General features: G+C 69.2%; 10 protein-coding genes and 1 pseudogene. 1 reads left to right on the top strand and 10 read right to left on the bottom strand.

What is annotated here, in order from left to right; genetic code table 11:
* Positions 1-95: 95 nt before the first annotated feature.
* The 6 genes and pseudogenes from whiA to ACWEH3_RS34750 all read right to left on the bottom strand — a co-directional run.
* A pseudogene (gene whiA, locus ACWEH3_RS34725) lies at positions 96-1076 on the bottom strand (DNA-binding protein WhiA); the annotation flags it as partial.
* Positions 1067-2113, bottom strand: a complete 1047-nt coding sequence (locus tag ACWEH3_RS34730) for a gluconeogenesis factor YvcK family protein (RefSeq protein ID WP_450026134.1) — start codon at positions 2111-2113, stop codon at positions 1067-1069. The gene ACWEH3_RS34730 and the pseudogene whiA, both read right to left, overlap by 10 nt.
* Entirely contained in the window at positions 2110-3090 is a 981-nt protein-coding gene (gene rapZ, locus ACWEH3_RS34735; protein ID WP_450026136.1) for an RNase adapter RapZ, read from the bottom strand. Before rapZ ends, ACWEH3_RS34730 begins: the two co-directional genes overlap by 4 nt.
* 111 nt (positions 3091-3201) lie before the next feature.
* Positions 3202-5211 carry an excinuclease ABC subunit UvrC gene (gene uvrC, locus ACWEH3_RS34740; protein WP_450026138.1) on the bottom strand — a complete coding sequence of 670 codons (2010 nt, stop codon included), beginning with the start codon at positions 5209-5211 and terminating at the stop codon, positions 3202-3204.
* Positions 5212-5268: 57 nt separating this feature from the next.
* A complete protein-coding gene (locus ACWEH3_RS34745; protein ID WP_450026140.1) occupies positions 5269-5694 on the bottom strand; it encodes a hypothetical protein in 426 nt (141 codons plus the stop codon).
* Between the two features lie 124 nt (positions 5695-5818).
* Positions 5819-6508, bottom strand: a complete 690-nt coding sequence (locus ACWEH3_RS34750; protein ID WP_356961777.1) for an HAD family hydrolase — start codon at positions 6506-6508, stop codon at positions 5819-5821.
* 153 nt (positions 6509-6661) lie between these two features.
* Between ACWEH3_RS34750 and ACWEH3_RS34755 the strand changes: the two genes are divergently transcribed.
* On the top strand, positions 6662-8614 hold the full coding sequence (locus ACWEH3_RS34755) for a gamma-glutamyltransferase family protein (protein WP_450026142.1): 1953 nt from the start codon (positions 6662-6664) through the stop codon (positions 8612-8614).
* A gap of 74 nt (positions 8615-8688) precedes the next feature.
* On the opposite strand, the gene ACWEH3_RS34760 is transcribed toward ACWEH3_RS34755, so the two are convergent.
* From ACWEH3_RS34760 to ACWEH3_RS34775, 4 genes are all read right to left on the bottom strand, one after another.
* On the bottom strand, positions 8689-9228 hold the full coding sequence (locus ACWEH3_RS34760) for a GNAT family N-acetyltransferase (protein ID WP_450026144.1): 540 nt from the start codon (positions 9226-9228) through the stop codon (positions 8689-8691).
* Between the two features lie 62 nt (positions 9229-9290).
* Complete coding sequence (locus ACWEH3_RS34765; protein ID WP_450026146.1) at positions 9291-9752, bottom strand: PH domain-containing protein; 462 nt, start codon at positions 9750-9752, stop codon at positions 9291-9293.
* A gap of 32 nt (positions 9753-9784) precedes the next feature.
* Positions 9785-10264, bottom strand: a complete 480-nt coding sequence (gene ribH / locus ACWEH3_RS34770; protein WP_450026148.1) for a 6,7-dimethyl-8-ribityllumazine synthase — start codon at positions 10262-10264, stop codon at positions 9785-9787.
* Between the two features lie 31 nt (positions 10265-10295).
* Positions 10296-11540, bottom strand: a complete 1245-nt coding sequence (locus tag ACWEH3_RS34775; RefSeq protein ID WP_355070731.1) for a bifunctional 3,4-dihydroxy-2-butanone-4-phosphate synthase/GTP cyclohydrolase II — start codon at positions 11538-11540, stop codon at positions 10296-10298.
* Between the last annotated feature and the right edge of the window lie 150 nt (positions 11541-11690).

Genomic DNA, 11690 nt, shown 5'->3' on the forward strand with positions numbered 1-11690 from the left:
CTCGGGTCAGTCGCCGAGGGCGGTCGGCCGGTAGTAGCGGCCGTTGTAGTACAGCAGCGGTGCGGCGGAGGGCTTCTCGTCGGTGTTGTCGTGTAGGCTTCGTCGAGCAGTTCGGCCGTAACGGCCGATTCGGTGTCCGGTACGCCCAGTTCCTTGGCCCGCCGGTCGGCCATCGACAGCAGCCGCCGGATGCGGCCCGCGACAGCGTCTTTCGTCATCGGCGGATCGGCCAGCTGGCCGAGTTCCTCCAGCGAGGCCTGCCGGTGCTGCACCCGCAGTCGGCCGGCGGCGGCGAGATGATCGGGCACGTCGTCGCTGAGGATCTCCAGCGCGCGTTCCACCCGCGCCGCCGCGGCGACCGCGGCCCGCGCCGAGCGGCGCAGATTGGCGTCGTCGAAGTTGGCCAGCCGATTCGCGGTCGCGCGCACCTCGCGGCGCAGCCTGCGCTCCTCCCACACCATCCTGGTGCCGTGCGCGCCCATCCTGGTCAGCAGCGCGCCGATCGCCTCACCGTCGCGCACCACCACGCGATCGGTGCCGCGCACCTCCCGCGCCTTGGCCGTGATGCCGAGCCGCCGGGCCGCGCCGACCAGCGCCAGCGCCGCCTCCGGGCCGGGGCAGCTGACCTCGAGCGCCGAGGAACGTCCGGGCTCGGTGAGCGAGCCGTGGGCGAGAAACGCACCGCGCCAAGCGGCTTCGGCGTCGGCGATGCTGCCGCCGACCACCTGCGCGGGCAGGCCGCGCACCGGACGGCCGCGGACGTCGAGCAGACCGGTCTGCCGGGCCAGCGCCTCGCCCTCCTTGGACACCCGCACCACGTACCGGGAGGTCTTGCGCAGTCCACCCGCGCCGAGCACGTGCACGTCGGAGCCGTAGCCGTAGAGCTCGAAGATCTCCCGGCGCAGCCTGCGCGCGATGGACCCCATGTCCACCTCGGCCTCGACGATCACCCGGCCGCCGACAATGTGCAGGCCACCCGCGAAACGCAGCAGAGCGGACAGTTCCGCCTTGCGGGAACTCACCTGCGACACCGTGAGCCTGCTCAGCTCGTCTTTCACATCGGCTGTCATCGCCACGGGACGCGCTCCTTTCCACCCAACCCGGAACGCACATCCTGACCCATGTGCCGTCCCTCGACTCGAAGCCCTGCCATTTGCGGCCGAGGTTGCCGGATCAGTTGATCCAGTGCGGCGGCAAGCTTTCCGGGGTGATGCCGGTCCGTTCCCGCTTCGGCGACATCGGAGAAGGTTACTCGTGCCCGCAACTGTTCGGCAGCCCTGGCCACATGTTCCCGCTCGCGGCCCTCCGGCACGGAGCCGGAATCGACCAGCACCTCATCGACGACGAATTCCGGTGCGTGCTGGGACAATACATGCAAATGCCGCTCCGCGGAGAACCCCGCGGTCTCCCCCGGCTCCGCGGCGAGATTGAGCACCAGCACTTTCCGCGCCCTGGTGTACACCAGGGCTTCCCGTAGCTCGGGGACGAGGACATGCGGAATCACGCTGGTGAACCACGATCCCGGGCCCAGCACCACGACATCGGCGTGTTCGATCGCCGAGGTCGCCTCCGGACCGGCCGGTGGATCGGACGGAATCAGCCGCACCCGCCGCACCTTACCCGGAGTGGTGGCGATGGCAACTTGGCCGCGAATGCACCGGCTTACGCGCGGATCGGCCTCGAGCCCGGATACATCCGCCTCGATGTCCAGCGCGATCGGCGACATGGGCAGCACCCGGCCGGTGATGCGCAACATGCGGGCGACTTCGTCCAGGGCGGCCACCGGATCGCCGAGCACCTCGGTGAGCCCGGCGAGGATCAGGTTGCCCACGGAGTGCCCGGCCAGCGCGCCGGTTCCGCCGAACCGATGCTGCACGGTCCGCGTCCAGACGCCGTCGGCGTCCGCGGCCAAGGCGGCCAGCGCCATCCGGAGATCGCCCGGCGGCAGCACCCCCAGCTCGGCACGTAATCGCCCCGAGGAGCCGCCGTCGTCGGCGACGGTGACCACCGCGCAGATCTTCCTGGTCAGCCGCCGCACCGCGGTCAGTGTCGCGTACAGGCCGTGTCCGCCACCCAGCGCGACGATGCTGGGATTGGATTCCCAACCGGTCATTCTCGCCCCAGATCTCGATGCACGACCCGGACCACGTCGGCGGACTCCTCCGCGCCGCCGGTGACCTCGCTCATCAACTCGCCCAGTGCCTCGGCAATCGCGACGCTCCGGTGCTTGCCTCCGGTGCAGCCCACTGCGACCGTCATGTATCGCTTCCCCTCTTGGCGGTAACCGTTCGTGGTCAGCTCGACCAGGTGGTGGCAGGTGCGCAGGTAATCCTCCGCACCGGGACGCGACAGCACGTACTCGCTGACCACCGTCTCCTGACCGGTATGTTCCCGCAACTCCGGTATCCAATGCGGATTGGGTAGAAATCGGACATCTAACACCATGTCCGCGTCCAGCGGAACTCCGTACTTGAAGCCGAACGACTGCACGGTGAGCTGCAACGCGGAGGGCGCGCCGCCACCGTAGGCCTCCTCCATCTTGCGGTGCAGCTGGTGGATGGACAGCTCGGTGGTGTCGATCACCAGGTCGGCGGCGGCCTTCACGGCGGACAGCCGCACCCGTTCGGCGGCGATGCCGGCCGACAGCGTGCCGTCCTTGCTCTCGCTCTGCAGCGGATGCCTCCGCCGCGCGAAACCGAAACGGCGGATCAGCACGTCATCGGATGCCTCGAGGAAAAGGACCCTGGTGCGCACGCCGAGTGTCCGCAACTGCTCGGTGACCACCGACAGATCGCCGGTGAAGAACCGGCTGCGCACGTCCATGACCAGCGCGAGACGGCGGATCGGCGGCTTGGCGGAGGCACCCAGCTCCACCATCCGCCCGAACAGCTCGGGGGGCAGGTTGTCGGCCACGTACCAGCCGAGGTCCTCGAGCACGCGGGCGGCGGTGCCTCGGCCCGCGCCCGAGAGCCCGGTCACGATCACGACCTCGACGGGCGGATTCGCCCCGCCGACGGCGCTGGACGAGGCCACTCGTCCAGCGCTCGTCGGCGGGTTGCCCGCACTGCTGTTCGATTCGACGCGTGTCATGTCCTACCGGATCCGTCTCTGGGGTGCCTTCCGATCATCGCGCACCGGTTTCGGTATCGGCCGCAGACACAACGTACGCGAAACCGAAACTTCCGGTGCACTGTCGACTGACTATTCGGACTCGAGCGCCGCAAGGACCGCTTTCGCGGTCGCCAACCCGATGCCGGGCACCTCGGTGATCTCCTCGACCGTGGCCTGCTTCAGCTTGGCCACCGATCCGAAATGCGCGACCAGCGCGGTCCGGCGCGCCGTTCCGAGCCCCGGCACCGAGTCCAGGGCCGAGGCGGTCATCCGGCGGGAGCGTTTGCTGCGATGGAACGTGATGGCGAAGCGGTGCGCCTCGTCGCGGACCCGTTGCAGTAGATACAGCGCCTCGCTCGTGCGCGGCAGGATCACCGGGTCGCTCTCGCCGGGCACCCACACCTCCTCGAGCCGCTTGGCCAGGCCGACCACCGCGACATCGGTGATACCCAGCTCGTCGAGCACCTCGGCCGCCGCGGCGACCTGGGGCGCGCCCCCGTCGACGACGAACAAGTTGGGAGGATAGGAGAACTTGCGCGGGCGTCCGGTGCTGGGATCGATGCCGGGACGGGAGGTGAGGTCCAGCGCGTCGTCGTCGCTTCCGGTCGCGGCGAGGTCCTCGTGCTCCATCATGTCGCGTTCGCGGCGCAACTTGAGGAACCGGCGGCGGGTCACCTCGGCGATGCTGCCGACGTCGTCGGAGCGGCCTTCGCCCGCCGCCTCCCGGATCGTGTAGTGGCGGTACTCCGACTTTCGGGCCAGACCGTCCTCGAAGACCACGAGCGAGGCGACCACATCGGTCCCCTGCACGTGGCTGACGTCGACGCACTCGATGCGCAGCGGCGCGGTGTCCAGCTCGAGGGCGTCCTGGATCTCTTGCAGCGCTTGCGATCTCGAGGTCAGATCGCCCGCTCGCTTCAGCTTGTGCTGGGCCAGCGCCTCCATCGCGTTGCGCTGCACGGTCTCGGCCAGCGCCTTCTTGTCCCCGCGCTGGGGCACGCGCAGCTTCACCGCCGAACCGCGCAGGTCCGACAACCACTGCTGGATCTGCTCGACGTCGGCGGGCAACTCGGGCACGAGCACTTCCCGGGGCACCACGGCGGCGGGCTGCTCGTCGGCGGCCTGCTCGGCCACCGCGACCTGCTCGCCGTAGAACTGGGTGAGGAACTGCTCGACCAGCGCGGCGAGTTCCCCACCCGCCTCCGGGACATCGACCGCGTCGCCCGACTTGTCGACCACCCAGCCGCGCTGGCCGCGCACCCGGCCGTCGCGCACATGGAAGACCTGCACCGCCACTTCCAGCTCGTCGGTGGCGAAGGCGATGACGTCGGCGTCGGTGCCCGTGCCGAGCACCACCGCCTGCTTCTCCAGCGCGCGGCGCAGCGCCTGGACGTCGTCACGCAGCCGGGCGGCGGTCTCGAAGTCCAGGTCTTCGGCGGCCGCGTGCATGCGGCGCTCCAGCTCCCGGACCAAGCGATCGGTGCGGCCTGCGAGGAAGTCGCAGAAGTCCTCGACGATCGCGCGGTGCTCTTCGGCGCTCACCCGCCCGACGCACGGGGCCGAGCATTTGTCGATATAGCCGAGCAGGCAGGGACGCCCGATCTGACTATGGCGCCGGAAGACTCCGTTGGAGCAGGTGCGCGCGGGGAACACTCGCAGCAGCAGATCGAGCGTCTCGCGGATGGCCCAAGCGTGCGCGAAGGGGCCGAAATAGCGGACGCCTTTGCGCCGCGCGCCGCGGTAGACGAACAACCGCGGATATTCCTCGTTCAAGGTGACAGCGAGTACCGGGTAGGACTTGTCGTCGCGATAGCGGACGTTGAAGCGCGGATCGAACTCCTTGATCCAGTTGTATTCCAGCTGCAGGGCCTCCACCTCGGTGGAGACGACCGTCCACTCGACGCTCGCGGCCGTGGTGACCATCTGCCTTGTGCGTGGATGCAGCCCGGCGACGTCGGCGAAATACGAGTTCAACCTGCTGCGCAGGCTCTTGGCCTTGCCGACGTAGATGACCTGCCGATGGGCGTCACGGAATTTGTAGACACCTGGTTCGACGGGGATCGTGCCCGGCGCGGGCCGGTACGTCGCTGGATCTGCCACCCATCCAGCGTATAGACCGGGACCGACAGCCCGGCCGACGGCGGCTCCCCGCGGCGGTCATGGCACCGGGACGCCGAACCAGCCCTTGGCTTCCGGGCGGCACAGCAGGTGCACGACGGCTACCGAGGTGGCCACCGAGTACCCCGCGGCGACGAGGCCGATGACGGGCGGGACGGTCGCGAGGTCCCTGATCGCCCAGCACCCGACGACCGCCTGCAGGAGCGCCAGCGCGATCGTCAGCTTGCGCACGGCCGGCGCGCCCTCGGCGAATCCGAGCACGAGCAGCCCCAGCGCCCACGCGACGCAGAACTGGGTGGATGCCGTGGCGGCCGCGTCGCCGCCGCGCGTCAGATTCATCAGCACGGGATAGGCGAGTCCGAATCCCGCCATCCCGGCGACGGCTTCCCGCACGTCCCGAACCGCCTCCGGCATGGCCGTTTCCACGCCGACGGAGGGCTCCTCACCGGAGAACGCCAAGCTCACAGCCGTACCCCCGTTGGTACCGAACCTTCCGGCGCACCTGCGAACACGCCGGAACCGCACCGTAACACGGTGACATCCCGCACAACTCGGACTTCGGCAAATAAACCGACGGGATCCGGCCGGGTTACTCCACGAGACCGTGCCGCCGCAGCGCGGCCAGCAGCGCGTCCGGGCGCTCGGTGGTGGGCAGGGCCTCGACCAGAGCGAAGCGGCTGCCCAGCGCCTCGGCGCCGCCGTCGGCTTCGGCGCTGTCACCGATCATCAGCGCGGCCTCGGCGGCCACACCCAGTTCACCCAAGGCGGAACGGAAGATCTCCGGATCGGGCTTCATGACACCGACCTCGTAGGAGAGGGTGAACGCGCCGACCAGCCGATCCCAGCCGCGCGCCGCGAACGACGGACGGATGTCGAACGGGATATTGCTCACCACCGCGACCGGAACACCCTGCGCCGCAAGCAGATCGAGGACGGCTTCGCTGTCGGGGTACGGCGTCCACTCCAGCGGGTCCAGCAGCCGGGCGTACAGTCGTTCGGCGTCCTCGTCGGTGGGCACTCCCGATGTGCGAAGCACCTTCATCATCACCTTGCGATGCAGCGCGGGGTCCAGGTCGCGGTGGTCCCAGGCGTACTGCGTCTCGTCGTCGAATTCGATGACGTGGTGGACCGGCGCCGTCATCCGCCGCATGATCTCGGCCTTCTCATCCACGTCGAACGCCTGCCCGTCCGGCCGCGTCAGGTCCGCATACCAGGATTCGTCGGCCTCCAGGCGGAACAAGGTCCCGGAGAAGTCGAACAGCACCGCCTCGATCGCCACTCGGCCCAGCCTACCGGCCGAGCGTGGCGCACCGCCGGTTCACGCGGCGACCAGCCATACCGTCTCCACCTCGACACACGCTGCGGCCAGGGGGATTTCGCCGGTGGGAAGGAAACCTGCGCGGCTGTCGGTACCGAGCGTTAGAGTCCCGGCATGGGGCGCAAGCGAGGAACTTGGGTCGCCGCGGCGGCGGCGTTCGCACTAACCGTCGGCATGGCCACCGCCTGCTCGTCCGGCGAGAGCCAGGCGGGCGGCGTCTGCGAGACGGTGCCGAACGGCACGCCGGTGACGGCCACCGCGGCGGGGCCAACGGGCAGCGGCACCAAGGATCTCAGCACCAACCCGGAGATAGCGACCGGCTATCGCGCGAAAATGACGCCGGTGCGTACCCATACCTTCGCGGTGTCCACGGCGAACCCGCTGTCGACGAAAGCCGCGTGTGAGGTGCTGCGCGACGGTGGCACCGCGGCCGACGCGCTGATCGCGGCGCAGACAGTGCTCGGCCTGGTCGAGCCGCAGGCGTCCGGCATCGGCGGCGGTGCGTTCCTGGTCTACTACGACGCGAACACCAAGTCCGTGGACGCCTACGACGGCCGCGAGGTGGCGCCCGCCGCGGCCACCGAGAACTATCTGCGCTGGATCAGCGACATCGATCGCACCGAACCCAAGCCGAACCCGCGGGCCAGCGGCCGCTCCATCGGCGTGCCCGGCGTACTGCGGATGCTCGAACTGGCGCACCACGACCACGGCAAGACCGCGTGGCGCGACCTGTTCGACCCCGCCATCGGACTGGCCGATCAGGGCTTCCCGATCAGTCCCCGCCTCGCGGGACAGATCGCGGAGTCGGCCAAGGACCTGGCAGCGGACGAAGACGCCAAGGCGTATTTCCTCAACCCGGACGGTAGCCCGAAGGCCGCCGACACCGTCCTGACCAACCCCGCCATGGCCAAGACGCTCGGCGCCGTCGCCACCGAGGGCGCGCAGGCCTTCTACACCGGCGCCATCGCCCAGGACATCGTCGCGGCCGCGGGCCGGGCCTCCGGCGGGCGCACTCCGGGCCTGATCGCCACCCAGGACTTGGCCGGTTACCAGGCGAAGAAGCGCACCGCGCTGTGCACGAGCTACCGCGAGCACGAACTCTGCGGCATGCCGAGTCCCTCGTCGGGCGGCATCACCGTCGCCGCAACCTTGGGCATCCTGGAGAACTTCGACCTGGCCGCCCTGCGTCCGGACAACATCGACCGCAACGGCGGCAAGCCCGACGCCCAGGCCGTGCACTTGATCACGGAGGCCGAACGCCTCGCCTACGCCGATCGCAACAAGTACGTTGCCGACACGGATTTCGTGCCACTGCCGGGCAATTCGGCGCAGACCCTGCTGAACCGCGACTATCTGCGACAGCGTGCCGGGCTGATCGATCCGAACCGCAGCATGGGCACCGCGCAGCCGGGTGACTTCGGCCCCGTGCCGCTCGGCCGCGGCCCGCAACCGCCCGAGCACGGCACCAGCCACATCTCGGTGGTCGACAAGTACGGCAACGCCGCGGCGATGACCACTACCGTGGAGTCGGCGTTCGGTTCGTTCCACCTGGTCGACGGCTTCGTGCTGAACAACCAGCTCACCGACTTCAACGCCGACCCGCTCGGCGCCGACGGCGTGCCGATGGCCAACCGGGTCCAGCCGGGCAAGCGCCCGCGCAGCTCCATGAGCCCGACGCTGATCTTCGGTAAGGCGCCCGACGGCTCGCGCGGCGAACTCACGCATGTCGCGGGCTCGCCCGGCGGTTCGGTGATCATCCAGTTCGTGGTGAAAACGCTGGTCAACATGTTCGACTGGGGCCTGGATCCGCAGCAGGCGGTCTCCGCGGTCGCGTTCGGCGCGGGCAACAGTCCGTCCACCGGTATCGGCGGTGAGCATCCGGCGATCAACGCCACCGACAACGGCGACCACGACCCGCTGGTACTGCGGTTGCGCCAACTGGGCCATCAGGTCTCGGTGGCGCCCCAGTCCAGCGGCCTCAGCGCCCTGAAACGCAACGGCTCCGACGGCTGGATCGGCGGCGCGGATCCGCGACGAGAAGGCGCGGTCCTCGGCGATACGCATTGATCGAACCAGCGGGCTCGGTCGCGCCCGGCTGTGGCACATCGAGTGATCGGCGTGCCCACCGGGACGCACTGCGGCTATTCACTCCGGACCATCGGATACACGATCGGACCTCGGCCGATCGGCAGCTCACCTTGCCGCACGAAACCGAACCGCTCGTAGAAGGGCACCGTGCCGCCGGTGTTCGAGATCAGGAAGCAGTCCTGCTCGGCCGCCGCCAACCGACGCTCTAGCAAGGCGGTCGCCAGTCCCCGGCCCTGTGCGCGGGGCAACGTCCCGATGGCGGCCAGATACAGATGTGGTGTCGCCGGTCGCGCATGCTCCATGTGCCGCCCGGCGGCCAGCGCCCGAGCGGCGCTCGACCCCAAGGCGCGCAGCAAGGTCAACGGCTTCGCCGTCGGTGACACCACGTGCGCCGGTTCCCACAGCGCCACACAGGCGAGGTTGCCTTCCGCGTCGTGCGCGAGGTCGACCAGACCGTTCTTCCGGCGCGACGCGATGCGCGAATCCCAAAACGGCGGCAACGCTTTTCGCCGCCGTGACGCTCCCGGCCAGAAGTAGGTCATCAGTGGATCGTCGGCGAAAGCCGCCGCGAGGACGAACGCACTTGGCTCCATGGCGGCGAGGTTAGATCAGCATGCGAGCCCGCGCGAGCCGGATGGCCGCACACCGCACCCGCTCACTTCCTCCCGGAATACTTCGCGCCCAGTTCCCGCAACCGAGCCATCGCCCGCGCCGCGTGCTCCTTGTCGTTCGAGCGGATCGCCAACAGCGGGACATAGTCGTCGTCGACCAACTCCAGACGCGCCCAGGACTTCCGATCCGGGAACGACACGCCTCGGATGTAGTCCCAGGGAAAATCTTTGTCGCCCAGAATATTTCGCACCGACACGCCCTGCGCGCCGACCCGCACCCGTGGCCTGGTCAGCAACAGCACGGCCGCGGCGCCGAGCACACCGATCCCGATCATCGCGAGCTGATCGGCCACCCTGAAGTTGACGCCGGTAGACCCGGTGCGCAGCCAGATACCACCCACGGTGAACGCGGCCGCCACCAGCACCGCCGCGATCCAGGCCGTCCGCACCGCGCGCCGGGGCCGCACCTCGAAATCCCACTCCGACAGGTCGTCGGCCGGGCCCACGTTCCTGCGAAAGATACGGACGACCGGCATCGCTACGCGGGCTGTCGCAGAGCGCGCAGTGTCAGCGCGGCGTCCAGCGCCGCGGCGGCCGCCTGCTCGCCCTTGTTCTCTTGGGACTCCGGCAGCCCGGCCCGATCCAGGGCCTGCCGCTCGTTGTTGGTGGTGAGCACTCCGTTCGCGACCGGCGTGCCCTCGTCCAGCGAAACCCGGGTGAGCCCCGCGGTCACCGCGTCGCAGACGTACTCGAAATGCGGGGTGTCACCGCGGATCACCACACCGAGCGCCACCACCGCGTCATGCGACTTGGCCAGCTCCTGGGCCACCACGGGCAGTTCCATCGCGCCCGCGCAGCGCACCACCGTGATCTGCTGGACGCCCGCGTCCTTGGCCACCCGCTCGGCGTTCGCCAGCAAGGTGTCGCAGATCTGGGTGTGCCAGCGCGAGGCGACGATGCCCAAGGAGAGGTCCTTGGCGTCCGCCAGCGCGAAAGTCGGTACCCCGGTACCGCTCATCGATGTCCGCCTTTCGAAGTCTGTTGGCAGTTCAGTGCGCGGTCTCGCCGAGATCCAGCTCGTCGAGGCCGATCAGGTCGTGACCCATTCGGTCCCGCTTGGTGCGCAGGTAGCGCAGGTTCTCCGCGTTCGCGCGCAGAGGCATCGGCACCCGCTCGGTGATCCGCAGGCCGTAGCCGTCCAAGCCGACTCGCTTGGCCGGATTGTTGGTGAGCAATCGCATCGACCGGATGCCCAGATCTACCAGGATCTGCGCGCCGGTGCCGTAATCGCGGGCATCAGCGGGCAGGCCGAGTTCCAGATTCGCGTCGACCGTGTCGTGACCGGAGTCCTGCAGCTGGTATGCCTGCAACTTGTGCATCAGGCCGATGCCGCGGCCTTCGTGACCGCGCATGTACAGCACGACACCGCGCCCCTCGGCCGCGACCATCTCCAACGCGGCATCAAGCTGCGGACCGCAGTCGCAGCGCAACGACCCGAACACGTCACCGGTCAGGCACTCCGAGTGCACGCGAACCAGGATGTCGTCGCCGTCGGTGATGTCGCCACGCACCAGCGCGACGTGCTCGACCTCGTCGTAGATGCTCTGATAGCCGACGGCCATGAACTCGCCGTGCGCGGTGGGGATGCGCGCCTCGGCCACGCGCACCACATGCTTCTCGTGCCTGCGCCGCCACGCGATCATGTCCGCGATCGAGATCAGCGCGAGCTCGTGCTCGTCGGCGAAGACGCGCAATTCCTCGGTCCGGGCCATGTGACCCTCGTCCTTCTGGCTGACGATCTCGCAGATCACGCCCGCCGGACGCAAGCCGGCCATGCGTGCCAGATCCACCGCGGCCTCGGTATGACCCGGCCTGCGCAGCACACCACCATCCTTGGCGCGCAACGGCACCACGTGGCCGGGCCGGGTGAAATCGTCGGCCTTCGCGTCGGCGTCGGCCAGCAACCGCATCGTGGTGGCGCGGTCGGCGCCGGAGATGCCGGTCGTGACGCCCTCGCGCGCGTCCACCGAGACGGTGTAGGCGGTGCCGTGCTTGTCCTGGTTCATCGCGTACATCGGCGGCAAGCCGAGCCGATCGCAGTCGTCGCCGGTGAGCGGCACGCAGATGTAACCGGACGTGTAGCGGATCATGAAGGCGACCAGTTCCGGGGTGGCCTTCTCCGCCGCGAAGATGAGGTCGCCCTCGTTCTCGCGGTCCTCGTCGTCGACGACGACAACCGCCTTACCGGCGGCGATATCGGCGACTGCGCGCTCGATGCTGTCGAACCTGGTCACGTCTGCTGTGCTCCATCTCGAAATAGGTGCCTCACCACAGTACTGTGCTGGATTTGCCGCGACTGCGTCGCGGCGTGTTCGCGGCCCCCTTGTGGCTCGCGTCCGAGCGACCGCCGCTGGCGACTTCGTCGCGGACGCGGCGGCCGCTCG

The organism is Nocardia sp. NPDC004718, assembly GCF_053601535.1.